The organism is Stenotrophomonas sp. SAU14A_NAIMI4_5 (assembly GCF_003086795.1).
Lineage (GTDB): Bacteria > Pseudomonadota > Gammaproteobacteria > Xanthomonadales > Xanthomonadaceae > Stenotrophomonas.
In genome coordinates this window covers 3,066,087-3,090,465 of sequence record NZ_CP026003.1, presented here as the reverse complement: position 1 = coordinate 3,090,465, position 24,379 = coordinate 3,066,087, and the positions used below count along the sequence as shown (strand labels likewise).

18 protein-coding genes and 1 pseudogene are annotated in these 24,379 nt (G+C 68.8%); 15 read left to right on the top strand and 4 right to left on the bottom strand.

Translation table 11 applies throughout. The features are described from left to right. Window positions 1-21: 21 nt before the first annotated feature. Together greB and C1925_RS14450 are read right to left on the bottom strand one after the other, a co-directional pair. The gene (gene greB, locus C1925_RS14455) at window positions 22-528 is read right to left on the bottom strand and encodes a transcription elongation factor GreB (RefSeq protein ID WP_108769487.1); all 507 of its coding nucleotides are present in this window, start codon (window positions 526-528) and stop codon (window positions 22-24) included. Window positions 529-629: 101 nt separating this feature from the next. Continuing rightward, window positions 630-2,135, bottom strand: coding sequence for a helicase HerA-like domain-containing protein (locus tag C1925_RS14450; RefSeq protein ID WP_108769486.1), 1,506 nt, complete (start codon window positions 2,133-2,135; stop codon window positions 630-632). A gap of 123 nt (window positions 2,136-2,258) precedes the next feature. On the opposite strand from C1925_RS14450, the gene C1925_RS14445 reads away from it, so the two are divergent. Both C1925_RS14445 and C1925_RS14440 read left to right on the top strand, forming a co-directional pair. Continuing rightward, the gene (locus C1925_RS14445) at window positions 2,259-3,866 is read left to right on the top strand and encodes a transglycosylase SLT domain-containing protein (protein ID WP_108769485.1); all 1,608 of its coding nucleotides are present in this window, start codon (window positions 2,259-2,261) and stop codon (window positions 3,864-3,866) included. An 18-nt stretch (window positions 3,867-3,884) separates the two neighbouring features. Then, the gene (locus tag C1925_RS14440; protein WP_108769484.1) at window positions 3,885-4,232 is read left to right on the top strand and encodes a ribonuclease E inhibitor RraB; all 348 of its coding nucleotides are present in this window, start codon (window positions 3,885-3,887) and stop codon (window positions 4,230-4,232) included. A 127-nt stretch (window positions 4,233-4,359) separates the two neighbouring features. On the opposite strand, the gene asd is transcribed toward C1925_RS14440, so the two are convergent. Continuing rightward, window positions 4,360-5,202 (bottom strand): archaetidylserine decarboxylase, encoded by an 843-nt coding sequence (gene asd / locus C1925_RS14435; RefSeq protein ID WP_108769483.1) that lies wholly within the window; start codon window positions 5,200-5,202, stop codon window positions 4,360-4,362. Continuing rightward, window positions 5,199-5,849, bottom strand: a complete 651-nt coding sequence (locus tag C1925_RS14430) for an SCO family protein (protein WP_108769482.1) — start codon at window positions 5,847-5,849, stop codon at window positions 5,199-5,201. Before C1925_RS14430 ends, asd begins: the two co-directional genes overlap by 4 nt. Window positions 5,850-5,971: 122 nt before the next feature. Between C1925_RS14430 and prmB the strand changes: the two genes are divergently transcribed. From prmB to C1925_RS14365, 13 genes and pseudogenes are all read left to right on the top strand, one after another. Beyond that, window positions 5,972-6,901: a 50S ribosomal protein L3 N(5)-glutamine methyltransferase gene (gene prmB, locus C1925_RS14425; protein WP_108770725.1), complete on the top strand. Its 930-nt coding sequence runs from the start codon at window positions 5,972-5,974 to the stop codon at window positions 6,899-6,901. Then, the gene (aroC, locus tag C1925_RS14420; protein ID WP_108769481.1) at window positions 6,898-8,001 is read left to right on the top strand and encodes a chorismate synthase; all 1,104 of its coding nucleotides are present in this window, start codon (window positions 6,898-6,900) and stop codon (window positions 7,999-8,001) included. Before prmB ends, aroC begins: the two co-directional genes overlap by 4 nt. After that, window positions 7,994-9,031 carry a D-glycerate dehydrogenase gene (locus C1925_RS14415; protein WP_108769480.1) on the top strand — a complete coding sequence of 346 codons (1,038 nt, stop codon included), beginning with the start codon at window positions 7,994-7,996 and terminating at the stop codon, window positions 9,029-9,031. The genes aroC and C1925_RS14415 overlap by 8 nt, the downstream gene beginning before the upstream one ends. A 91-nt stretch (window positions 9,032-9,122) precedes the next feature. Further along, on the top strand, window positions 9,123-10,151 hold the full coding sequence (locus tag C1925_RS14410) for an aspartate-semialdehyde dehydrogenase (RefSeq protein WP_108769479.1): 1,029 nt from the start codon (window positions 9,123-9,125) through the stop codon (window positions 10,149-10,151). A 184-nt stretch (window positions 10,152-10,335) separates the two neighbouring features. Then, window positions 10,336-12,305, top strand: a pseudogene (locus C1925_RS14405) (FimV/HubP family polar landmark protein). A 23-nt stretch (window positions 12,306-12,328) separates the two neighbouring features. Next, window positions 12,329-12,688 (top strand): VOC family protein, encoded by a 360-nt coding sequence (locus C1925_RS14400; protein WP_108769478.1) that lies wholly within the window; start codon window positions 12,329-12,331, stop codon window positions 12,686-12,688. Between the two features lie 35 nt (window positions 12,689-12,723). Then, window positions 12,724-13,494 (top strand): tRNA pseudouridine(38-40) synthase TruA, encoded by a 771-nt coding sequence (truA, locus tag C1925_RS14395; protein WP_108769477.1) that lies wholly within the window; start codon window positions 12,724-12,726, stop codon window positions 13,492-13,494. After that, window positions 13,491-14,147, top strand: coding sequence for a phosphoribosylanthranilate isomerase (locus tag C1925_RS14390; protein ID WP_108747095.1), 657 nt, complete (start codon window positions 13,491-13,493; stop codon window positions 14,145-14,147). Before truA ends, C1925_RS14390 begins: the two co-directional genes overlap by 4 nt. A 189-nt stretch (window positions 14,148-14,336) precedes the next feature. Then, complete coding sequence (locus C1925_RS14385; RefSeq protein ID WP_108769476.1) at window positions 14,337-15,008, top strand: OB-fold-containig protein; 672 nt, start codon at window positions 14,337-14,339, stop codon at window positions 15,006-15,008. Next, on the top strand, window positions 15,008-17,026 hold the full coding sequence (locus C1925_RS14380) for a hypothetical protein (RefSeq protein WP_108769475.1): 2,019 nt from the start codon (window positions 15,008-15,010) through the stop codon (window positions 17,024-17,026). The genes C1925_RS14385 and C1925_RS14380 overlap by 1 nt, the downstream gene beginning before the upstream one ends. A gap of 85 nt (window positions 17,027-17,111) precedes the next feature. Continuing rightward, window positions 17,112-22,517, top strand: coding sequence for a DNA repair ATPase (locus C1925_RS14375; RefSeq protein WP_108769474.1), 5,406 nt, complete (start codon window positions 17,112-17,114; stop codon window positions 22,515-22,517). Further along, a complete protein-coding gene (locus C1925_RS14370) occupies window positions 22,514-23,221 on the top strand; it encodes a hypothetical protein (protein ID WP_108769473.1) in 708 nt (235 codons plus the stop codon). The genes C1925_RS14375 and C1925_RS14370 overlap by 4 nt, the downstream gene beginning before the upstream one ends. A 44-nt stretch (window positions 23,222-23,265) precedes the next feature. Further along, window positions 23,266-24,375 carry a toxic anion resistance protein gene (locus C1925_RS14365; protein ID WP_108769472.1) on the top strand — a complete coding sequence of 370 codons (1,110 nt, stop codon included), beginning with the start codon at window positions 23,266-23,268 and terminating at the stop codon, window positions 24,373-24,375. Window positions 24,376-24,379: the final 4 nt, after the last annotated feature.

Genomic DNA, 24,379 nt, shown 5'->3' with positions numbered 1-24,379 from the left:
AGAGTCGACTAACAGTCGACTCTACCGCGGCGCGTACTCCACCCCGACCACCGCGAACGTGAACTGCCCGCCGGGCAGCTCCACCGCGAATTCGTCGTCGATGCGCTTCTTCAGCAGCGCCCGCGCCAGCGGCGAGTCGATGCTGATCCAGCCCAGCCCGGCATCGGTCTCGTCCGGGCCGACAATGCGGTAGCGGCTGGTCTCGCCACTGTCCACGTTCTCCAGCTCCACCCACGCACCGAAGAACACCGCCTGCGGATCGGTCGGCGTGGTGTCGACCACGCGCAGCGATTCCAGGCGCTTGGTCAGGTAGCGCACGCGGCGGTCGATCTCGCCCAGCTGCTTCTTGCGGTAGGTGTACTCGGCATTCTCCGAACGGTCGCCTTCGGCAGCGGCCGCGGCCAGCGCCTTCACCACCTCGGGGCGGCGCACGCGCCACAGGTCATCCAGCTCGGCTTTCAGCCGGGCGTGGCCGGCAGCGGTGATCAGGGCGGTGCTTTTTTCTGCGGGGGGACGCCAGCGGGACATGCAGTACGACTTCTTTTCAGGATGACGAATAGGCAGTGGGGTCGGAGCCCGGGGTCAGATCCCTTTCCAGCGGAAAGGGCTCTGACCCCGGCAATGGAAGATCAACGCTTGCCGCCGAAAATGCCACCGAGGATGCCGCGCACGATCTGGTTGCCCAGCTTGGTGCCGACCGTGCGCGTGGTCTGCTTGGCCATGGTTTCGATCATGCCCTGGCGGCGCTTGGTGCCGAAGATCGCGTCCTTGATCGACTGGCCGAAGCCGCCTTCCTGCGCCTCGTCCTGCTCGCGGCTGCGGGCGGCCGGGGCTGCGGCCTGCTCGGTGGCCTTCTGCGCGCGCTGGGCCAGCAGTTCGGCGGCCGATTCGCGGTTCACCGCGGTGTCGTAGCGGGTGCCGACCGGGCTGCCCGCACGCACCTGCGCGCGCTCGGCCTCGGTGATCGGCCCCATGCGGCAGCGCGGCGGGGCGATCATCGTCTGCTGCACCGGCATCGGTACGCCCTTGTCCTGCAGCGTGGACACCAGCGCTTCCCCGGTGCCGAGCTGGCTGAGGGCCTTGGCCACGTCCAGCTTCGGGTTCGGTACGAAGGTCTCGGCGGCGGTCTTCACCGCCTTCTGGTCGCGCGGGGTGAAGGCGCGCAGCGCGTGCTGCACGCGGTTGCCGAGCTGGCCGAGGATGTTGCCCGGCACGTCGTCGGGGAACTGCGAGCAGAAGTACACGCCCACGCCCTTTGAGCGGATCAGGCGCACCACCTGCTCGATGCGCTGCACCAGCGAGGCCGGTGCGTCGTCGAACAGCAGGTGGGCCTCGTCGAAGATGAAGACCAGCTTGGGCTTTTCCAGGTCGCCCACTTCCGGCAGCTGCTCGAACAGTTCCGACAGCAGCCACAGCAGGAAGGTGGAGTAGAGCCTGGGCTTGAGCACCAGCTGGTCGGCGGCGAGGATGCCGACCACGCCGCGGCCGTCGTGGTTGACCCGCATGAGGTCGGCCAGTTCCACCGCCGGTTCGCCGAAGAAGCCTTCGCCGCCGTCCTGGGCCAGGCGCAGCACCGAGCGCTGGATGGCCGCGATCGACTGTGCGCTGACCAGACCGTACTCGGTGGAAATGTCCTTGCGCTCCTCGGCCACCAGGCCGAGCAGGGCGCGCAGGTCGTCCATGTCCAGCAGCAGCAGGCCGCGGTCGTCGGCCAGCTTGAAGACGATGTCGAGCACGCCGGACTGGGTGTCGTTCAATTCCAGGATGCGCGCCAGCAGGGTCGGGCCCATCTCGCTGATGGTGGTGCGCACAGGGTGGCCGAGCTTGCCGTACAGATCCCAGAACACGGTAGGGCTGGCGGCCGGGGCGTAGTCGGCCACGCCGATCTCGGCGGCGCGCTGCAGCAGGGTATCGGCGCCGGTGCCGGGTACGGCCAGGCCTGACACATCACCCTTCACATCGGCCAGGAACACCGGCACGCCCAGCCGCGAGAAGCCCTCGGCCAGGGTCATCAGGGTCACGGTCTTGCCGGTGCCGGTGGCGCCGGCCACCAGGCCGTGGCGGTTGCCGAGTTTCGGCAGCAGGGTGACAGCCACATCGTCGGTGATGCCTTTGCCGAGCAGAATCGGATCCATGGTCCAGCCCTAGTGGTGAATGCGCCCAATGTTAACCGCCGACGGTAGCGGGCCGACGGCCGGGTTGCCCGGACCTTGGCGGCACCGCTACTCTGCCTGCCTGTTTCGCACACAGTGCCACCAATGCCCGTTCCTGTCCTGATTTCCCGTGGTTGGCCGCTGCTGGCGCTTGCCGGCCTGGTATCCCTGGCGCCCGACGCCCATGCGCAGCGTGTTTCGGCGCGGGACCAGGCCAAGGCCGATGCGCTGCAGCAGCGCATGGCCACCGCCGAGAAACGCTACAGCGATGCCCTGCTGCTGGTCGCCAATGCCGACCCCAAGGGCAGCAACGAAGCCGACGCGGCGCTGGAGGACATGGAAGATGTCATCAGCGAATGCGTGAAGCAGAAGGGCTGCCAGATGAGCAACATGCTGGCCACCTACAAGCGCCTGCTGAAGCGTGATGCCGACGCGGCCGCCAGCGATGACAGCGCCGACGAGGGCGGCGACCGCCTGGAGGCCGACCCGGACCACGTGGGCCCGTTGACCGCCGACGTGCCCGAGGCCGCCCGCGCCGCGGCCCTGCTCAACGACAAGCGCCACGCCTTCGACAACATGGTCGACTACAACCCGGCCGTGCAGGCGGGCATCCGCCGCTGGCTGACCGACATGCGTCCGGCCCTGCTGACCAGCTACGAGAACTACCAGAACCTGCGCGCGGTGATGTGGCCCGAGTGGGAAAAGCGCGGCCTGCCCGAGGCGCTGCTGTTCGGCATCATGGCCAAGGAATCCAATGGCCGCGTACATGCGTCCTCGCGCGCTGGTGCGGCCGGCCTGATGCAGTTCATGCCGGCTACCGGCCGCCGCTTCGGCCTCGGCCCGGACGGCACCGGCTTCGATACCCGCTTCGACGCGCGCAGCGCCGCCGAAGCCAGCGCCAGCTACCTCAACGAGCGCCTGCGCGAACTGAACAACAACGTGGAAATGTCGGTGGCCGCCTACAACGGTGGCGAAGGCCGTGCCGCACGCGTGTTCAAGCAGAGCGGCGGGCAGAGCTTCTGGACCGACAGCGTCTACAACCAGTTCCCCGGCGAGACCAAGGACTACGTGCCGATGGTGATCGCCGCGGCGTGGATCTTCCTGCACCCGCAGCAGTACGGCGTGGAGTTCCCGAAGATCAGCGCGCAGCCGGCCACCCTGCGCCTGGCCAAGTCGACCACCATCTACGAGCTGACCATCTGCCTGGGCAGCCACGGCACGCGTGACGGCTACATGCGCGCGCTGCGCAACCTCAACCCGCGCTATGAGGCCGATGGCTGGATTCCGGCCGGCACGCTGATCAACGCCACCACCCGCATCGCCGGCCTGTACCAGCGCAACTGCGTCAGCGGCCCGCGCGCGGACCTGGCCCGCACCCTGATCACCGCCGATCTGAACGCGGCCATCGTGCGCCCGACCGCCGCCAGCTACACCGGCAGCGTGGCCGTGGGCGGCGTGGTGCCGCTGGCCGACCCGAACGCCAGCGCCACGGTGCCGACCGCACCGACCGCGCCGGTTGCCGCGCCGCGCCCGGCGGCGCCCAAGGCCAAGCCTGCCAAGACCTACAAGGTCGGCAAGGGCGACACCCTGGGCCGCATCGCGGCGAAATTCCAGTGCGAAGTGCCTACCCTGGCGCGCGCCAACGGCCTGAAGGCCCCCAGCTACAGCCTGCGCCCCGGCCAGGTGCTGAAGCTGCAGGGCTGCGACAAGTAACCGAACCGGAAGAGAGCCATGGACCTGGAAGCAACCCGCGATCTGTTCGCCAACCTGCGCGAGAACACCGACTGGGATCTCGCCGCGCCCCTGCTGTGGGGCTATTACTTCGTGCATTCCACCCCGGACCGCCTGCAGGCGCTGGCGACCACCCTGGAAGCCCAGGGCTATGAGGTGGTGGAACTGTTCGAGCAGGAGCCGGAGGAGGGCGATGCGCCCTTCCACGTGCTGCACGTGGAGCGCGTGGAGATCCACGACGAAGCCTCGTTGGACCTGCGCAACCAGGAACTGGCCGCCCTGGCCAGCCAGACCGGCGTGGAAGACTACGACGGCGTCGACGTCGGCCCGGCCCCGACCCTGCAGTGAATCCATCCACGCACGGCGTGGATCTACCTAGGCGGTAGTGCCGGCCGCTGGCCGGCATCCCGGTGAATCCATTCGACCTGGTAGTGCCGGCCGCTGGCCGGCACCACGGTGAATCGATACCGCCCGGTCAGCGCAGCTTTGCCAGCGCCTGGCCCAGCTGCACCGGGCTTTCGGCGCCCAGCTGCGGGGCGAACTCGGCCACGCCCGGCGGCAGCAGCACGATCACGGTCGAGCCGTAGTTGAAGCGCGCCATTTCGGCGAAACGCTCCAGCTGGATGCCCTGGCCGCGGTAATCCTTGCGGGTGATGCGGTCGCCGTAGGCCGGGATCTCTTCGCCGCTCCACACCGTTTCCACGCCGGACACCAGCAGCGCACCGACCATCACGCTGACCATCGGGCCGAAGCTGGTATCGAAGTGGCAGACCAGGCGCTCGTTGCGGGCGAACAGGCGCGGCACGCCGTTCACCGCGGCCGGGCCGACACTGAACAGGCGGCCCGGCACGTGCACGGTCTCGCGCAGGGTGCCGGTCCAGGGCATGTGCACGCGGTGGTAGTCACGCGGGGACAGGTACACCGTGGCATACAGGCCGTCGTTGTACGGCTTGGCGTCCTCGTCGCTGCCCAGCAGCTCGGCGGCGGTGAAGGACTGGCCCTTGGCCTGGAAAATGCGGCCGGCCTCGATCTTCCCCAGCTGGCTGATGCGGCCGTCGGCCGGCATCACCAGGCTGCGCGGATCGGCATCGGCCACGCGCGCGCCCGGCTTCAGGGCGCGGGTGAAGAACTGGTTGAAGGTCGGGTAGCTGCGCGGGTCCGGATTGGCCGCTTCGTCCAGGTTGACGTTGAACTTGCGGGTGACGGTGTCGATCAGCCAGCGCGACACGCGCGGGTCGTCCGAGTACGCCAGCGAGCGCGCCATCGAGGACAGCAGGCGGTGGGGCAGGGCGTACGTCAGGGCGGTGGTCAGGCTCATGGGGCGGATTTCTCGGTCAGCTTCTGCAGGTCGCGGGCGATGGCCGGCGCGTTGAACGGGGGCCGCACCAGGCCGGCAAGGCGGCCCTGCGGGTCGAGCACGGCCAGGCTGGCCGAGTGCTCGACGGTGTAATCCTCTGGATTCTCGTCGAAATGCTTGCCCGGCACCTTCTGGAACACGAAGCCCAGCGAGGTGGCGAAGCGCTCCAGCGAGGGAATGTCGGCGGTGGCGGCCAGGGTGTCCTTGTGGAAACCGTGCACGTACTCGCCCAGGCGGATGGCGTTGTCACGGTCCGGGTCCACCGACACGAACAGCACGCGCGGGCGCAGCGTGTCGGGCAGGGCTTCCCACTGCTTCTGCGCACCGGCCAGCTCGGCCAGGGTGGTGGGGCACACGTCCGGGCAGAACGTGAAGCCGAGGAACACCAGGGTCCAGTGGCCCTTCAGCTCGCCGGGGATCAGCCGGGTGCCGTCGGACTGGGCCAGGTTGAAATCGGGCAGCTCGCGGGTGTGCGGGTACAGGGTGATCGCTTCGGTGGCCGGCTGGTTGGCCGGCGGCTTCGGCGCGAACACCTGCTGCGCGGCCAGCAGGCCCAGGCCCGCCGCCAGGGCGATCAGCAGGATGATGCCGACGTTGCGATTGAACATGGGAGCCCCCGCAGGAAGTAATCCCCATCATACCGGCTGCAGCCTGATCGTTTCCGTCGCAACGGATGCCGCCGCGGGCGCCAGCCTCTATAATCGTGGGCCACTTTGCCCGCAGTACCGCCATGACCGCTGAAACGGCCGCCGAACTCCACACGATCATCGACCTGATCCGCTACGGCACCAGCCGTTTCAACGAAGCCGGGCTGACCTTCGGGCACAGCTACGACAACGCCCTGGACGAGGCCACCCAGCTGGTGCTGCACAGCCTGCACCTGCCGCACGACCTCGGCCCGGCCTACGGCCAGGCGCGCCTGCTGCAGGCCGAGAAGGTCCGCGTGCTGGAACTGTTCCAGCGCCGCATCGACGAGCGCGTCCCGGCCGCCTACCTGACCGGTGAAGCCTGGTTCGCCGGCCTCAGCTTCAAGAGCGATTCGCGCGCCCTGGTGCCGCGTTCGCCGATCGCCGAGCTGATCGAGTGCGGCTTCGAGCCGTGGCTGGCCGGCCGCGATGTCAGCCGTGCGCTGGACCTGTGCACCGGTTCGGGCTGCATCGCCATCGCCATGGGCCACTACTACCCGAACTGGGAAGTGGACGGCGTCGACCTGAGCGATGACGCGCTGTCGCTGGCCGAAGAGAACAAGGAACGCCTGCAGGCGCACAACGTGACCCTGCTGAAGTCGGACCTGTTCAACGGCCTGACCGGCCGCCACTACGACCTGATCGTCACCAACCCGCCGTACGTCACCAACGACGAGACCGATGCCCTGCCGCAGGAATACTCCTACGAGCCGGAAATGGGCCTGCGCGCCGGCGACGACGGCCTGGACCTGGTGTTGAAGATCCTGCGCGACGCCCCGCTGCACCTGAGCGAGGACGGCCTGCTGATCTGCGAAGTGGGTGAATCCGAGCAGCACCTGATCAAGCTGCTGCCGGAAGTCGACTTCGCCTGGGTGGAGTTCAAGGTCGGCCAGATGGGCATCTTCGCGGTCGAATGCCGCGAGCTGATCGCCCACAGCGCACGCATCACCGAACTGGCGGCGCAGCGCCCGTGAGTTCCAATTCGTTCGGCAAGCTGTTCACCGTCACCACGTTCGGCGAGTCGCACGGGCCGGCCATCGGCTGCGTGATCGACGGTTGCCCGCCGGGGCTGGCGCTGGATGCGGCCGAATTCACCCACGACCTGCAGCGTCGCGCCACCGGCAAGAGCCGGCATACCTCGGCGCGCCGCGAGGCTGATGAGGTCGAGATCCTGTCCGGCGTGTACGAGGGCCTGACCACCGGCACCCCGATCGCGCTGCTGATCCGCAACACCGACCAGCGCAGCAAGGATTACGCGAACATCGGCCAGCAGTTCCGGCCGGGCCATGCCGACTACAGCTACTGGCACAAGTACGGCATCCGTGACCCGCGCGGTGGCGGCCGTTCTTCGGCCCGCGAGACCACCATGCGCGTGGCCGCCGGCGTGGTCGCCAAGAAGTGGCTGGCCGAGCGCTTCGGCGTGACCGTGCGCGGTTACCTGTCGCAGCTGGGCGAGATCCGTCCGGGCGGTTTCGACTGGTCGGCGGTGGAAGACAACCCGTTCTTCTGGCCGCACGCCGAACAGGTCCCCGAGCTGGAGGCGTACATGGATGCGCTGCGCAAGTCCGGTGATTCGGTCGGTGCGCGCGTGGACGTGGTGGCCGACAACGTGCCGCCGGGCTGGGGCGAGCCGATCTACGGCAAGCTCGACGGCGACCTCGCCGCCGCGCTGATGAGCATCAACGCAGTGAAGGGCGTGGAGATCGGCGATGGTTTCGCCAGCGCCGCGCAGAAGGGCACCGAACACCGTGACCTGCTGACCCCGCAGGGCTTCGCCAGCAACCATGCCGGCGGCATCCTCGGTGGCATTTCCACCGGCCAGCCGGTGGTCGCGTCCATCGTCCTCAAGCCCACCTCCAGTCTGCGCCTGCCGGGCCCGTCGCTGGATACCGAGGGCAACGTGGTCGAAGTGGTCACCACCGGTCGCCACGACCCGTGCGTCGGCATCCGTGCCACCCCCATCGCCGAGGCGATGATGGCCCTGGTGCTGATGGACCAGGCCCTGCGCCACCGCGCCCAGTGCGGTGACGTCGGCACCATCACCCCGCGCATTCCCGGGCAGATCGATGGCTGATACCCGGCCGACGGTGTGGGTGAGCCAGCCGCTGATCGACGCGGCCATCGCGCCGCTGCGCGATCGCGTGCAGCTGCTGGCCACCGACACCGTCACCGCCTGGTCGCCGCAGCAGATCGCCCAGCGCCTGGCCTCGGTCGACGGCGCGATCATCACCCTCAACGAGCGCATCGGTGCGGCCCAGGTGGCCGATGCCGCGCAGCTGCAGGTGATCGCCAACGTAGGCGTCGGCTACAACAACCTGGATGTCGACGCGCTGAGCGCGGCCGGCATCCTCGCCAGCAACACACCGGACGTGCTCACCGAGACCACGGCCGACCTCGGTTTCGCCCTGCTGATGGCCACCGCGCGCCGCATCACCGAATCCGAGCGCTGGCTGCGTGAAGGGCAGTGGGGGCAATGGTCGTTCCAGACCATGCTCGGCGCCGACATCCACGGCAGCACGCTGGGCATCCTTGGCATGGGCCGCATCGGCCAGGGCGTGGCCCGCCGTGGCGCGCTCGGCTTCGGCATGAAGGTGCTGTACCACAACCGTTCGCGGCTGCCGGCCGAGACCGAAGCCGCGCTCGGCGCGACCTACGTGGACCTGGACACGCTGCTGGCGCAGTCCGACCACCTGGTCACCGTGCTGCCGTATACCCCGGCCTCGCACCACATCATCGATGCGGCCGCGCTGGCGAAGATGAAGCCGTCGGCCACCCTGGTGAACATCGCCCGCGGCGGCATCGTCGACGAACTGGCCCTGGCCGATGCACTGGCCCATAGCCGCCTGGCCGCCGCCGGCCTGGATGTCTACGAAGGCGAACCGAAGGTGCGCCCGGAACTGCTGGCGCTGCGCAACGTGGTGCTGACCCCGCATATCGGCAGCGCCTCGCTGGGCACCCGTACCGCGATGGTGCAGCTGGCCGTGGACAACCTGCTGGCCGGCCTCGGCCTGGCCGGCGAAGCGGCGTGCATGCCGAGCGCGATCAACGCCGACGCGGCCCTCGCCGCGCGTGGCGTGCTGGGCAAAAAAACCGGGAAACGATAGGGAACCTCTGCGCGCCCCGCCTGAGGAGGTTCCCCGAACCCAGCTGTCGTGCGTGAGTTTTCCCCCTTCCCGTTTTCGTGAGAGTTCCCCCATGAGCAATGCACAACGCAGCTTCCACGTCGCCATCGTCGGTGCCACCGGCGCCGTCGGCGAAACCATGCTGGCCATCCTGGCCGAGCGCAACTTCCCGGTCGGTACCCTGAGCCTGCTCGCTTCCGAGCGCTCGGCCGGCGGTGAAGTCGAGTTCGAAGGCCAGAAGGTGAAGATCCAGGATCTGGCCACCTTCGACCCCAGCGGCGTGGAAATCGCCCTGTTCTCGGCCGGTGGCAGCGTCTCCAAGGAGTACGCGCCGAAGTTCGCCGCCGCCGGTGCGGTGGTGATCGACAACTCCTCGGCCTTCCGTTACGACGATGACGTGCCGCTGGTGGTGTCCGAGGTCAACCCGGACCAGGTCGGCAACCGTCCGCGCGGCATCATCGCCAACCCGAACTGCTCGACCATGCAGATGCTGGTGGCGCTGGCGCCGCTGCACCGCAAGTACGGCATCGAGCGCATCAACGTCTCCACCTACCAGTCGGTGTCCGGCGGCGGCCGTTCGGCGATGGAAGAGCTGGGCAAGCAGACCGGCCAGCTACTGTGCTTCCAGGAGATCGATCCGCAGCGCTTCCCGGTGCAGATCGCCTTCAACCTGATCCCGCACATCGACGACTTCCAGGACAACGGCTTCACCAAGGAAGAGATGAAGCTGGTCTGGGAAACCCGCAAGATCCTCGGCGACGAGAGCATCCTGGTGAACCCGACCGCGGTGCGCGTGCCGGTGTTCTACGGCCACTCCGAATCGGTGGCGATCGAGACCCGCGACAAGGTGACCGTGGCCGAAGCGCGCGCACTGCTGGAACAGTCGCCGGGCGTGGAAGTGGTGGACCGCCATGAAGCCGGTGGCTACCCGACCCCGGTCACCCATGCCTCGGGCACCGATGCGGTGTACGTCGGCCGCATCCGTGAAGACCTGTCGCACCCGCGCGGCCTGAACCTGTGGATCGTCTCGGACAACGTGCGCAAGGGCGCGGCATTGAATGCCGTGCAGCTGGCCGAGCTGGTCGCCGCCGAACAGCGCTGATCCCTCGCTGTTGCTTCACCGGTAGTGCCGGCCGCTGGCCGGCATTGCCCTGGTGGGCGGGTCTGCCCTTCGTAGAGTCGAGCTTGCTCGACTGTTTTGCAGGCAGTCGAGCAAGCTCGACTCTACCGGGTGCCGCCCCCTGGGTGGGTGCGGACCGTGGTCCGCACGCTTTATAGTGTCGCCCATGAATAAACGGGCCAAGGGCGCCTCGCGCCCGCTCCTCTATCTCTCTGCCGCGCTGCTGGCACTGGCCAGCAGTTCGGCCATGGCCCTGGGCCTGGGTGACATCCGCGTGCTGTCGCGCCCCGGTCAGCCGCTTCTGGCCGAAATCCCGGTGGTGTCGGCCGATCCTTCCGAACTGCAGAACCTGCGCGTGGCGCTGGCCTCGGCCGTCACCTTCGAGCGGGTCGGCCTGCAGCGGCCCACCGGCCTGGTCAGCGAACTGCAGTTCGAGCTGACCACCAACAGCCAGGGCAGGGCGGTGGTGCGGGTGACCTCGCAGGCACCGGTGGAAACTCCGTCGCTGAGTTTCCTGATCGAGGCCGACTGGGGCCAGGGCCGCCTGGTCCGCGAATACTCGGCGCTGGTCGATGCGCCCGCCAGTGCGCTGGCCGTGGCCGAGCCGGAAATCGTCGCCCCGGCCGGCATGCTGTCCAACACCATCGCCCGCGACACGCCCGCGCCGGTCGCGCCGTCCACGCAGGCCGCATCGCCGGCGGCGCCTGCCGTCGCCGCCCGTGCGCCCGCACCGCGCCCGCGCGCCGCCGCGCCCGCGGCCAAGGCCGGCGCCGACGGCAACATCACCGTTCAGCAGGGCCAGACCCTTTCGCAGATTGCCGGTGAGCTGGCCCGTAGCAACCAGATCAGCCGCGACCGGGCGATGATCGCCCTGCTGCGCGCCAACCCCGAGGCCTTCATCCGCGGCAACGTGAACCTGCTCAAGCAGGGCGCGGTGCTGCGCGTACCCGGCAGCGATGCGCTGGCCGCGATCGATGGCAACGAAGCCGCCGCGCTGGTCCGCGAGCATGCCGCGCAGTGGCGGCAGGCGCGCACCGTGCCGCTGCCGCGACGGCCGGGGCACGTCTTGAGATCGCTCCGGCGCTGGCGTCCGATGCCACGCACGCGGGCACAACCACCGGCACCGGTGCCGGCAGCGAGGGTGACATGCTGGGCAATGAACAACTGCGGCAGGCCAGGGAAGACGTTGCCACCCGCGATGCCGAGATCGGGGAGCTGAAGCAGCGCGTGGCCGAGCTGGAAAAGCTGAAGGAGCAGCAGCAGTCGTTGATCGCGATGAAGGACAACGACCTGGCTGCCGCCCAGCAGCGCCTGGCGTCGCCGCCCGGTGCACCCGCCGGTGGCACGCCGTGGTACTGGCTGGGCCTGCCGCTGCTGTTGCTGGTGGCCGGCGCCGCCTGGCTGCTGCGCCGGCGCAAGCCGTCGCCGCTGCCGCCGCTGCGCGAGGAGGGCGATGCCGTGGCGCTGGCCGCTGCGGTGCCTGCCGGTGCTGCGCTGGATTCGCTGGCCGAACAATCGTCCTGGGTCACCGGCCACGAAGATGACGGCCGCCAGGAACCGTCTATGCCGGCCTGGGCCATCGAAGAGGATCATGTCGTCCACGCGCATGACGCGCAGGCCGACGAGGCGCCGTCTGCACTGGTCGAGCCGGAGGACGAACCGGTGGCGCAGCCCGCTGCCGATGTCGAGGCCTCCTGGCAGGTCGGGGCGCTGGTCACCGACGAGGGCGACGAACTGCCGCCGGCGGTGACCGACGCACCGCGCTGGGACGAACCCGAGGCCGTGGCGCCGGAACCGGCCGACGCGGCCCCCGTGCCCGCCGATGCGATCGGCGTGCCCGACTATGCCCTGCACGCCGAGCAGCAGCCGGAATTCCGTGGCGTGTTCGATCTGCCGGCCGAGCAGGCCGAGCAGGCGCAGCCCGTGGAGGCAGCCAGCGAAGACCTGGACCTGGCCGCAGGCTCCAGCAGCAACGACTGGGCCCCGCGCGCGGGCCAGGAGCGCCTGGAACTGGCCATCGCCTACCTGGACCTCGGCGATGCGCAGACCGCGCGGACCCTGCTGGAAGAAGTCGCCACCGATGGCGACGTGCACTGCCAGGCCCAGGCGCGCGAACTGCTCGCCCGCCTGGACTGACCACTGGACCACAGGGGCCGCCCATGAGCCGCGAAAACCGCATCGACTACGTTGAGTTCGCCTCGGTCGACCCGGCCGCCAGCCGTGCCTTCTTCGAGGCCGTGTTCGGCTGGTCGTTCGTCGACTACGGCGAGGACTACACCGCCTTCGACGATGGCCGCCTGCAGGGCGGTTTCTTCCGCGGCCAGCCGCAGCGTGCCGAGGCCGGCGCACCGCTGCTGGTGCTGTATGCCGACCTGCTGGCACCGGTCGAAGCCGCGGTGCGCGCGGCCGGTGGGCAGGTCGTCCGGCCCGTTTTCTCTTTCCCCGGTGGCAGCCGCTTCCAGTTCGTCGAGCCCGGTGGCAACGAACTGGCGGTCTGGTCCGAACGCGACCCGGCCTGAGCGCCGCTCCACCCGCAACATCGAGGTAGCAGCACATGCGTTACGCGCTCGGCGTCGAGTACGACGGCAGCGATTTCAGGGGCTGGCAGAACCTGGGCGAGGGCGGACCCAGCGTCCAGGCCAGCCTGGAGAAGGCCTTGTCCTCGGTGGCCGACGCGCCGCTGCAGGTGGTCTGTGCCGGCCGCACCGATGCGGGCGTGCACGGCCAGTGCCAGGTCGTGCATTTCGATACCGACGTGGCGCGCGACCCGCGCGCATGGATGCTGGGCACCACCACCCGCCTGCCGCGTTCGATCGCGGTGCGCTGGTGCGTGCCGGTGGCCGATGATTTCCACGCCCGCTTCTCGGCGCGTGCGCGCCGCTACCGCTACCGCCTGCTCAACCGCGAGGTGCGCCCGGCGCTGGACCGGCAGACCCTGAGCTGGGAACGGCGGGCGCTGGACGAGACCCTCATGCATGCCGCCGGCCAGGCCCTGCTCGGCGAGAACGACTTCAGTGCGTTCCGCTCGGTGCAGTGCCAGGCCCTGCATGCGCGGCGTGAACTGCAGTCCCTGCAGGTCAGCCGCCAGGGCGAGGTGATCGAGGTGGCGGTGCGTGGCAATGCATTCCTTCATCACATGGTCCGCAATATCGTCGGTTCGCTGATCATGGTCGGCAGCGGCGAGAAACCGGTGGAGTGGATCGCCGAGCTGCTGGCCGGCCGTGATCGCACCGTTGCCGGCCCTACCGCACCTCCGCAGGGGCTGGTGTTCCTGGGGCCGCTGTACCCCGACAACTGGCAACTGCCTGCCGAGGTCACCTTATGAGCCGCTCCTACTACCGTACCCGCATCAAGTTCTGTGGCATGACCCGCGCCGGCGATGTGCGCCTGGCCGGCGAACTGGGCGTGGACGCGGTGGGTTTCATCTTTGCCCGTGAAAGCAGTCGCCGGGTAGCCCCGGCCGAAGCCCGGGCGATGCGCCAGGCGATCGCACCGATGGTCGACGTGGTGGCGCTGTTCCGCAACAACAGCAAGGAAGAGGTGCGTGAAGTGCTGCGCACCGTGCGTCCAACCCTGCTGCAGTTCCATGGTGAGGAAGACGAGAGCTTCTGCCGCAGCTTCAACATGCCCTACCTGAAAGCCATCGCCATGGGCGGTCGCGAGGACGTCAACGCACGCACGCTGCAGCTGCGTTACCCGAGCGCGGCCGGCTTCCTGTTCGACAGCCACGCCCCGGGCGGCGGTGGCGGCACCGGCGTGGCCTTCGACTGGGCGCGCATTCCCACCGGCCTGCACCGCCCGTTCCTGCTGGCCGGCGGGCTGAACCCGGAAAACGTGAAGGACGCCATCCTCGCCACCCTGCCGTGGGGCGTGGATGTGTCCAGCGGCATCGAGGTCGAGCCGGGCATCAAGGACGGCTACAAGATGCGCACGTTCGTCGAGGAAGTGCGCAGCGCCGACTGCACCGTGCTGGAGTAATCCCGGCGCGGGCCCCGCGCGTGACCGCCTGCGGGCGGCACGCGCCTTCACATTTGTCCCTGCACACCCTCTTCACATAGGATGAAGGGGAAGCCATGGCCATGAGGGCCGTGGTGGGATCGACGGAACCGCCCCCCGGCGGATTCCGAACGGGGGCGTCACGCGCCCACAGCCCGGGAAGGCAAAGCGATGCAGGAATTCCTCACCGTCGTGTTCGGTTACCCGACCTTGCCGTACAGCATCGTGCTGGCGGTATCGCTGGTCTATTGGGGACTTGCCGCTTTTGGCCTGGTAGATGATGGCTTCGGCGATCTCGGTGCCGATGGTGCGCTGGACGGCGGCACCGACCTCAGTGGCCTGTCGGCCCTGCTGCAGCGCTTCGGGCTTGGCGGCGTGCCGGTCATGGTCGTGGTCACCCTGCTGGGGTTCTTCGGCTGGGCGTTGACCTATTTCATCCATCTTTTCATCCTGCTGCCGCTGCCGGACGTGCTGCGCTGGGGCTTCGGCACGCTGGTGGCCGTTCTCGCGCCGCTGCCGGCCGTGCCGATCACCGCAGTGCTGCTGCGGCCCATCCGCAGCTTCCTGCAGCGCCTGCAGCCGGTTGCGCAGGCCTCCCTGCTGGGCCGGGTGGGCGTGGTCGCCTCGCCGCGGGTGGACGCCCGCAGCGGCCATGCCAATGTCGATGATGGCGGCGCCGGGCTGATCCTGCAGGTGCGCAGCGACATCGAACTGCAGCGTGGCGAGCGCATCGTGCTGGTCGAGCACGTGGCCGAACAGCACTACTACCGGGTGGTCCGCGCCGACGCGGTCGCCCTCGATTTCCAGGACAACCTGCTTCCGGGCAACAAGGAGAATCACTGATGAGTTTCGCTGGCGCGGCCCCCTTCCTGATCGGGATCATCGTCGTCGTAGGCCTGCTGCTGGGCCTGGCCGGACTGTTCAAGGCGTTCTACCGCAAGGTCGACCAGGGCGTGGCCCTGATCGTCAACGACATGAGTGCCACGCCCAAGGTGCACTTCACCGGTGCGCTGATCATCCCGGTGCTGTACCGCGCCGAGCTGATGCGCATCAGCCTGATCACCCTGCAGATCGACCGCCGCGGCAAGGAAGGCCTGATCTGCCGCGACAACATGCGCGCCGACATCGCCGTGGCCTTCTACCTGCGGGTGAACGAAACCCAGGCCGACGTGCTGCGCGTGGCCAAGGCCATCGGTGCCGACCGTGCGTCGGACAAGCACGCGGTCGATGAGCTGTTCAACGCCAAGTTCTCCGAGGCGCTGAAGACGGTCGGCAAGAAGTTCGACTTCACCGAGCTGTTCGAGAAGCGCCAGGAATTCCGCGACGAAATCATCGCGGTCATCGGCAACGACCTCAACGGCTACGTGCTGGAAGACGTGGCCATCGATTACCTGGAGCAGACCCCGAAGTCGCTGCTGGACCAGTTCAACATCCTCGACGCGCAGGGCATCCGCAAGATCACCGAGCTGACCGCCGCGCAGAACGTGGTGACCAACGAGCTGGAGCAGAACGAGAAGCTCGCCATCACCAAGAAGAACGTGGAAGCGCGCGAAGCCCTGCTGGCCCTGGAACGCCAGCAGGCCGAGGCCGAGGCGCGGCAGAAGCGCGAGATCGAGACAATCCGCGCACGCGAGGAAGCCGAGACCGCCAAGGTGCAGGAAGAGCAGCGCCAGCTGTCCGAGAACGCGCGCATCGAAGCACAGCAGCTGATCGAGATCCGCGACCAGAACCGCCTGCGCGAAGTGGAAGTGGCCGAACAGAACCGCCAGCGTGCGGTGGCCATCGAAGCCGAGCGCGTCGAGCGTGCGCGCCAGCTGGAGCAGGTCACCACCGACCGCGAAGTGCAGCTGCAGGGCGTGGAGCGCGACAAGGTGGTCGAGCAGGGCAAGATGGACGTGGCCAACATCACCCGCGAACGCATCTCCATCGACAAGACCGTGGCCCAGGAAGAAGAGCGCATCAAGGAAGTGCGCGAGGTCTCCGAGGCCGACCGCCAGAAGCAGGTGCTGATCCTGGAAGCCGAAGCGAAGGCGCAGGAATCGCTGGTGCGCGAAGTGAAGGAAGCGCAGGCCCGCGAAACCGCCTCCAAGCACCGTGCCGTGGAGCTGACCACCCTGGCCCAGGCCGAGCACGAAGCAGCCGGCAAGCAGGCCGAGGCCAAGCGCCTGCTGGCCGACGCATTCCGTGCCGAACAGGCGGCGCCGGGCCTGGCCGAAGCGCAGGTGCGTGAAGCCTCCGCGCTGGCCATCGAGAAGGTCGGCATCGCCGAAGCCCGTGTGATCGAAGCCAAGGCCGAAGCCAACCTGAAGCAGGGCAGCAACGAGGCTCGCGTGCTGGCCGAGACCCTGCAGGCCCAGGCCCAGGGCGAGGAGAAGATGGGCCTGGCCCGTGCCACCGCCACCGAATCGCTGGGCAACGCCGAAGCCGGCGTGGTGCAGAAGAAGCTGCTGGCCGAAGCCGAGGGCCTGGTGCGCAAGTTCGAGGCGATCGCCTCGCTGAGCGACCAGGCACGCGGCCACGAAGAGTTCCGCATGATGCTGGACAACAGCCTGAAGCAGGCGCTGGCCTCCATCGAAGCGGGCAAGGAAGTCTCGCGCGAGAACGCCAACGTCATTGCCAGCGCACTGCGCAACGCCGACATCGACCTGGTCGGTGGCGACGGCGGCATGTTCGAGAACCTGGTCAAGGCGGTGTCGCTGGGCAAGTCGATCGAAGGCTTCGCCGGCAAGAGCCCGATCGTGCAGGAGCTGATGCAGCGCTACCTGGGCGTGGCCGTGGCCGAACCGGCACCGCGGCAGATCGCCGGGGACGCCGAGGTGGCGCCGACCATGTCGGCCGCCGTGGTCGACAGCGCCCGTTGATGCACCGGGCGATGGCCGCTGCGGCCATCGCCCGCCCGCGCCGGCCGCGACCACGGCCGGCCGTCCGTGAGCCGGAAGCCTGCTGATGTCTGAAACCCATCCGTCCGCCGAAACCCCCGCGCCGGAGGCCGGCGGCAACACCGTCGACCAGGCCGTCGCCCAGGGCGGTGCCTACGAAGTCCTGCGCCGCCGCCTCAGCGAGCAGGGCCAGCGCCTGCAGGCCCTGGCCGAGACCCTCAACCGCCAGCGCCTGTCCGAATTCGGTGACAGCCGCCTGGAGGTCATTGGCCGCTTCCGTATCCGCAGCGAAAACAACTGCGTTGGCCGGGATATCGTCCAGGTCGGGCCCGACCGCCTGCTGTTCGGCTACAACGTCTACATCGGGCTGAAGACCCACACCCGCATCGAGGATGTGTTCGGCCTGTACCGGCTGGTGCAGGGCAAGGATGGCTACGACGTGGCTTCGCTGGAGCTGAGGGGCAGCTTCCTCGACCAGCCCGGTTTCGTGCACGACTTCAACGAGCTGTATTCCTACTACAAGCATGCGCGCCTGCTGCAGCTGATCGTGGTCGGCGACAAGCTGCTGGCCTCGTTCCAGATCGGCGAGCGCAGCAGCGATGTGCGCGTGTTCCGCTGGGCGCTGTCGCGCGAAGGCGAGCTGACCTATCTCGATGCGCGCGGCGAACGCGATATCGCGCTGCCGCCGCCGTTCGATTTCGAATGGACCAAGGCCACCCGCGACCTTGCGGTCAACGGCCGCCATTCGCACCTGAACATCCTCGACACCCTGTTCGTGGAAACCACCGGTGGCGACCTGACCATCAAGGTCGAGAACAACACCGAGACCGGGCAGGGCATCTACAGCGAACCGGTGGAGGACAGCACGCAGTCGCTGGACGACGCCCAGTTCGAGTTCGCCCGTGTCGGCTCGCTGCTGCTGCTGAAGGTGCTGCCGTACCGCGAGACCGTCTGGCGCGGGCTGATCTACAACACGCTCACCGGCGACATCGTGCGCAACGACGCCATCGTCCAGGCCTGTGTGCAGCTGCCCGAAGACCACGGCGTGATCTTCCCCGGCGGCTATTACCTGCAGGGCGGCGAGCACAAGGCCTTCGATGCCTCGATGGCCGGCATGCAGTTCAAGCGCAGCATCCGTTCGCCCAATGGCGAGGACGTGCTGTACATCTTCTATGAGCGCGAAGGCGGGCGCTCGGCGCTGTTCGTCTACAACACCATCCAGCGCGTGCTGCAGAACCCCGTGTTCGGCCACGGCTATGCGTTCATGCAGGATGGGCGCATGGTGCTGTTCCATGCCGAGGGCACCGAGCCCACGCGCATCCACCCGATGCAGGTCTGGCAGACGCCGTTCAGCAGCGACGAGTTCGCCGCCAGCCGTCCGCCCGGCAACACCTTCATGGGCCGCATCGGCAATGCCGAGCTGGTGCGCGGCATCTCCAACCTGTTCAACCTGGCCCGCGAGATCGACGGCCAGGATGTCTCGGTGCAGCGCTACCAGCGCCTGGTGGCCGACACCCGCCGCCTGTTCGACGCCCACCACTGGCTGGGCGACGAGGCCTGCGACGGCGCCGAGGCGCTGCTGCGGCAGATCAGCGCCACCGGCGAATCGGTGCTGGACGAATACGAGAAGGTCCAGTCCATCCGCGAGCAGTCGGCGCAGGCGATGGTCGAGGCGGAGGCCAGCTTCAAGGCCCTGCTGGGCCGGCTGCAGCCGCAGAACTGGAACGAGGTGCAGGCCTTCGTCGAGGCACTGAACGAGATCACCGCGCTGCGCGGTCGCCTGCTGACCATCCGCGAGCTGCGCTACATCGACACCGCGCGCATCGAAGCGATGGCCGCCGAACTGGTACAGGCGCAGGACCGGGTCGGCGCCGCCACCGGCGAATTCCTTGCCGGCGATGCCGCGCTGGCGCCGCTGGGCAGCCGCCTGCAGGTGCTGGACGAAGCCGCCCAGCAGGCAGCCAGTGCGCGCCAGCTGGACGAGCAGCTGGACGGCATGCGCGGCATGGCCAGCGATCTGGACATGCTGTCCGAACTGATGGCCGGGCTGAAGGTGGACGATGCTACCGCGCGTACCCGCGTGGTCGAATCGATTTCCGCGCTGTACGGGCGCCTGAACCAGGCGCGCACGCGCGCCGAGCAGCGACGCCGCACCCTCGGTTCGGCCGAGGCCGTGGCCCAGTTCGCCGCGCAGTTCGCCCTGTTCTCGCAGTCCATCACCAGTGCGCTGGCGATGGCCAGCGACCCGGAAAAGGCCGACGAGCAGCTGTCGCGCCTGCTGGTGCAGCTGGAAGAACTGGAAAGCCAGTTCGGCGAGCACGAGCAGTTCCTCGGCGACATCCTCAGCAAACGCGAGGAGCTGGTCGAGGCCTTCGAGACGCACAAGCAGGCGCTGCTGGATGACCGGCAGCGCAAGGCGCGTTCGGTGCTCGACGCGGCTAACCGCATTCTCGATGGGCTGGCCAAGCGCACCGAGCGCTTCGCCACGGCCGATGAACTCAACGCGTTCTTCGCCGGCGATCCGCTGATCCTCAAGCTGCGCGAACTGGCCGAGCGCCTGCGTGCGCTGCGCGACAACGTCAAGGCCGATGACATCGAGGCGCGCCTGAAGGGCGTACGCGACCAGGCGGTGCGCCAGCTGCGCGACCGCAGTGATCTGTACGAGGCCGGTGGCAACGTGGTCCGGCTCGGTCCGCGGCATCGTTTCAGCGTCAACACGCAGGCGCTGGACCTGACCCTGCTGCCGCGTGGCGACACGCTGGCCATCCACCTCACCGGCACCGATTTCCTGGAAACCCTGCACGATCCGGAACTGGATGCGCTGAAGCCGTTCTGGCCGGTGACCCTGGATTCGGAATCCAATGCGATCTACCGCGGCGAGTACCTTGCCGGCAGCCTGCTGCTGGCCGCGCAGGCCGGCCGCGACGGCCTGGACCTGGCCCAGCTGCAGCACGACGTCGCCAGCCCCGAGGCGCTGGACCAGCGCGTGCGCACGTTCGCCGCACCGCGTTACCGCGAAGGTTACGAGCGTGGCATCCACGACCATGACGCCGCGCTGATCCTGCGCGCGCTGCTGCCGCTGCAGCAGTCGGCAGGCGCGCTGCGGCACGCACCTCGCGTGCGCGCACTGGCCCTGCTGTTCTGGGCGGCGCAGCAGCGCGAGGACGCGGTGAAGCAGTGGCCCAGCCGCCAGGCCGGTGCGGAGACCATCGCCCGTCTGTTCGGCTCCGACGAAGGACGCAGCGCCCTGCGCACGGAAATGGCGGCAGCCATCGCCACGTTCGCGCAGGCCGAAGCCTTGCCGTTCGACGATGAAGCCGCCGAGGCGGCGGCCGCTTACCTGGGCGAAGAACTGATCAACGGCGAGCCGGTGTTCAGCACCAGCAAGCATGCACAGGCGCTGCTGGATGCGCTGGCCCAGCAGCTGGAACAGGCCGGGCAGCGCGAGGCGCTGGAGCGTGCGCTGCAGCGTGCACAGGAGCCGCTGGCCGCGCGCTGGGCGCTGGCCGGGCAATGGCTGCGCGCGCTGGCCGGTCTGCCTGCCCAGGCCGCACATGCCGGCTATGCCGACGAGGCCGCGGCACTGCTGCTGGTGCAGCGCCAGCTGCGCACGCGCGGCAGCGACGCACCGCTGCGGGTCGACGTGGCGGGCCTGCTGGGCGAACACCCGCGCATCCACGGCGGCACGCTGTCGCTGTCACTGGATGATTTCCTGGCACGCCTGCAGCACCACCTGAAGCGTTTCGTGCCCGATTTCCACGCTTACCAGGCGGTACGCCAGGGCATCATCAACCGCGAACGACAGACCCTGCGCCTGTCCGAATTCAAGGCGCGGCCGCTGTCCTCGTTCGTGCGCAACAAGCTCATCAACGATGTCTACCTGGGCGTGATCGGCGACAACCTGGCCAAGCAGATGGGCACGGTGGGCGAGAACAAGCGCAGCGACCTGATGGGCCTGCTGATGATGATCTCGCCGCCGGGCTACGGTAAGACCACGTTGATGGAATACGTGGCGCACCGGCTCGGCCTGGTCTTCATGAAGATCAACGGCCCGGCGCTGGGCCACGAGGTGCGCTCGCTGGATCCGGAACAGGCGCCCGACGCAACCTCGCGGCAGGAGCTGGAAAAGCTCAACCTGGCCCTGGAGATGGGCAACAACACCATGCTGTATGTCGATGACATCCAGCACACCCATCCCGAGTTCCTGCAGAAATTCATCTCGCTGTGCGATGGCACCCGCCGCATCGAAGGCGTGTGGCGTGGCCGCACGCGCACCTACGACATGCGCGGCAAGAAGTTCTGCGTGGTCATGGCCGGCAACCCGTACACCGAGTCGGGCGAGGTGTTCAAGATTCCGGACATGCTGGCCAACCGTGCCGACATCTACAACCTCGGCGACGTGCTGGGCGGCATGGAGGCGGCGTTCACCCTCAGCTACATCGAGAACAGCCTGACCTCCAACCCGGTGCTGGCACCACTGGCCACCCGTGACATGGCCGACCTGTACCTGCTGGTCGACCGTGCGATGGGCAAGGACGTGTCGACCAACGGGCTCAGCCACGCCTACAGCGGCGCGGAGGTCAACGAGATCACCGCCACCCTGCAGCGCATGCTGCGCGTGCGCGACGTGGTCTACCGGGTCAACCAGCAGTACATCGCCAGCGCCGCGCAGGATGACCGCTACCGCACCGAGCCGCCGTTTCGCCTGCAGGGCAGCTACCGCAACATGAACAAGCTGGCCGAGAAGATCTCGCCGGTGATGAACGAGGACGAGCTGCAGCAGCTGATCTCCGACCACTACCTGGGCGAGGCGCAGCTGCTGACCACCGGTGCCGAGGAGAACCTGCTGAAGCTGGGCGAGCTGCGTGGCGTGCTGGATGAGGCGCAGGCGCAGCGCTGGGCGCAGATCAAGCGTGACTTCCTGCGCAACAAGGCCATGGGCGCCGACGACAGCGATGTCGGTGGACGCGTGGTCGCGCAGCTGGCCGACATCGCCAGTGCCCTGCAGCTGCCGCCGGCCGCGCCCCTGCCGGCTGCGGAGCCGGCGCCGTGGCCGGCACTGCTGGAGGCGCTGCAGCGCCTGGCCGAAGTGCGCCCGGCAGAGCACCCACCATCAGAGCCCGCACCCACGGCGCCAGTGGAGCCGGTGCAGATCGCTGCGCCCAGCGCTCCGGCCACGCCGCTGGCTGATGACCTGCAGGCCGGGCTGGCGCCGCTGGTGCAGCTGCTGGTCGCTTCGCAGGCACGGCAGGAACAGGTGTCGCAGACCCTGGCCGCATTCGCCGGGTGGGCCCGGCAGCAGGTCGAAGGCGCGGCCGGCAGCAACGCCGCGGCGGTGCGCCGTCCGCGCGTGCGCCGCGCCACCACGCCGGAGGAACGCGCACTGGATGAGGCGCTGATGCGCCACTTCTATGGCGAGTCGCTGCCCGCCGATGCCGATGAGGGCACACCGATGCCGCCGCCGCTGCCGTGACTGACACTGCGCCCCTGCCAACGCCGCAGCGGCCGGACACGGCCGATGTCGCGCGCGTGGGCGAGTACGGCGCGCCGTTGCTGCAGGCGCTGGCCGCTCGCGAAGCTGCGCTGCCTGCGACCGCGGGTGACGGCCTGGTGGCGGCGCTGGCGCGCATCGCGCTGGCCCTGCAGTCGGCCGACCCGGCGCGCCTGCGTCGGCAGGAAAGCTGGTGGGGCCGCCTGCTCGGCCGCGATGTCGAGCGCGAAGCCGAGGGCCGTGGGCTGCAGTCGCAGCTCGGCGTCCTTGCCCTGCAGGCACGCGAACAGGCCCAGCAGCTGCAGCAGCACATGGACCTGCGGGCTGCCGCGATCAGCGCCGCAGGCCAGGCCGCCGAAGCACTGGAGGCCTGGGCGGATGCCGGCGCCGCGTGGCGCCCGACGCTGGATGCCTCCGGCCGCGCCGCGCTGGCGCCGCGCATCGACCACCTGCAGCGGCTGGCGGCACTGCGCCGCATCGAAGCCGGCCAATGGCAGCTGCTGCAGGAACAGGACGCGGTGCTGCTGCAGCGCTTCGCCCGCATCCATGATGTCCTGCTGCCGGCCTGGCGGCAGGCCGCAGTGGCCGCGCAGGCCGCCACCGGCGCGGTCCGCGCCGGGCAGGCGGCCACGCTGCACGCACAGATCGATGACGAGGTCGCGGCGGCTCAGGCTAGACTGCGCTGAGCCGGCCGCCGCTGCCGCTAACCCACCTGCAAGGAGACTGCCCGATGACCCAGGACAGCCAGCACCCCGGCACCCTCGTGCCGACCCCGGCCACCCCTTCCGCACTGGACGAGGGCGCGCTGCAGGCCCTGGGCCTGGTCCGCGAGGATCTTCCCCGCATCGCCGAGATCCGCAAGGAACTGGACGACCTGCGGCCGGGCAACCTGCAGGTGTTCGGCCGCGAAGCCGCGTCGCGCACCGCCGCGTTTTCCAGCCAGCTGCTGGACCAGGTGCGCAACCGCGACCTCGATGCCAGCGGCGACAAGCTCGGCGAAGTGGTGCGCATCGCGCGCAGCCTGAAACTCGATGGCTTCGCCCAGCGTTCGAAGGTGCCGGTCATCGGCGGCCTGATCGACCGCCTGCGCGTGTCCAAGGGCGAGCTGGTGCAGAAATTCAGCGATACCAATGCGCAGATCGAGCAGCTGCTGGGCGACGTCGGCGTGCAGCAGGCGCTGATGGGCAAGCGCGTGGGCGAGTTCGACCGCATGCACGAGATCGTGCGCGAGGAGCGCCACGCGCTGGGCCTGTATGCCGCCGCCGGCAAGCAGCGCCTGGCCGAACTGCAGGCAGAGCAGCTGGCGGGGCAGGGCAGTGATGACCCGCAGCAGCGCATCCGCCAGAGCGAGGTCGACAATGCGATCCGCCTGATCGAAAAGCGCGTGTCCGACCTGCAGTTGATGCAGCACGCCGCCGACCAGTCGCTGCCGATGATCCGCCTGATCCAGGCCAATGCGCTGCAGCTGATCGAGAAGTTCAACACGGTGCGCGAGATCACCATCCCGTCGTGGAAGCGCCAGTTCGCCATCCAGCTGTCGCTGGGCGAGCAGAAGGCCGCGGTCGAACTGTCCACCGCCATCGACGATGCCACCAACGAGATGATGCGCCGCAATGCCGACCTGCTGCGCCAGGCCTCGGTGGATACCGCGCGCAGCAACCAGCGCGGCGTGATCGACGTGGCCACGCTGCGCCACGTCCACGACCAGCTGATCGCCACGGTCGAGGAAGTGCGCAGCATCCATCGCGAGGGCATGCAGCAGCGGCAGCAGGCCGAAGTCGAACTGTCGCGCCTGCGCGAGGACCTGCAGCAACGGCTGGCCGCACCCACCGCGCCCTGATTGC

Coding starts and splice junctions, on each gene's coding strand:
- C1925_RS14445 (WP_108769485.1), top strand. CDS start 2,259: ATGCCCGTTCCTGTCCTGATTTCCCGTGGTTGGCCGCTGCTGGCGCTT.
- C1925_RS14440 (WP_108769484.1), top strand. CDS start 3,885: ATGGACCTGGAAGCAACCCGCGATCTGTTCGCCAACCTGCGCGAGAAC.
- C1925_RS14380 (WP_108769475.1), top strand. CDS start 15,008: ATGAGTTTCGCTGGCGCGGCCCCCTTCCTGATCGGGATCATCGTCGTC.
- prmB (WP_108770725.1), top strand. CDS start 5,972: ATGACCGCTGAAACGGCCGCCGAACTCCACACGATCATCGACCTGATC.
- C1925_RS14390 (WP_108747095.1), top strand. CDS start 13,491: ATGAGCCGCTCCTACTACCGTACCCGCATCAAGTTCTGTGGCATGACC.
- C1925_RS14385 (WP_108769476.1), top strand. CDS start 14,337: ATGCAGGAATTCCTCACCGTCGTGTTCGGTTACCCGACCTTGCCGTAC.
- C1925_RS14365 (WP_108769472.1), top strand. CDS start 23,266: ATGACCCAGGACAGCCAGCACCCCGGCACCCTCGTGCCGACCCCGGCC.
- C1925_RS14400 (WP_108769478.1), top strand. CDS start 12,329: ATGAGCCGCGAAAACCGCATCGACTACGTTGAGTTCGCCTCGGTCGAC.
- C1925_RS14375 (WP_108769474.1), top strand. CDS start 17,112: ATGTCTGAAACCCATCCGTCCGCCGAAACCCCCGCGCCGGAGGCCGGC.
- C1925_RS14410 (WP_108769479.1), top strand. CDS start 9,123: ATGAGCAATGCACAACGCAGCTTCCACGTCGCCATCGTCGGTGCCACC.
- truA (WP_108769477.1), top strand. CDS start 12,724: ATGCGTTACGCGCTCGGCGTCGAGTACGACGGCAGCGATTTCAGGGGC.
- greB (WP_108769487.1), bottom strand. CDS start 528: ATGTCCCGCTGGCGTCCCCCCGCAGAAAAAAGCACCGCCCTGATCACC.
- asd (WP_108769483.1), bottom strand. CDS start 5,202: ATGAGCCTGACCACCGCCCTGACGTACGCCCTGCCCCACCGCCTGCTG.
- C1925_RS14450 (WP_108769486.1), bottom strand. CDS start 2,135: ATGGATCCGATTCTGCTCGGCAAAGGCATCACCGACGATGTGGCTGTC.
- C1925_RS14430 (WP_108769482.1), bottom strand. CDS start 5,849: ATGTTCAATCGCAACGTCGGCATCATCCTGCTGATCGCCCTGGCGGCG.
- C1925_RS14415 (WP_108769480.1), top strand. CDS start 7,994: ATGGCTGATACCCGGCCGACGGTGTGGGTGAGCCAGCCGCTGATCGAC.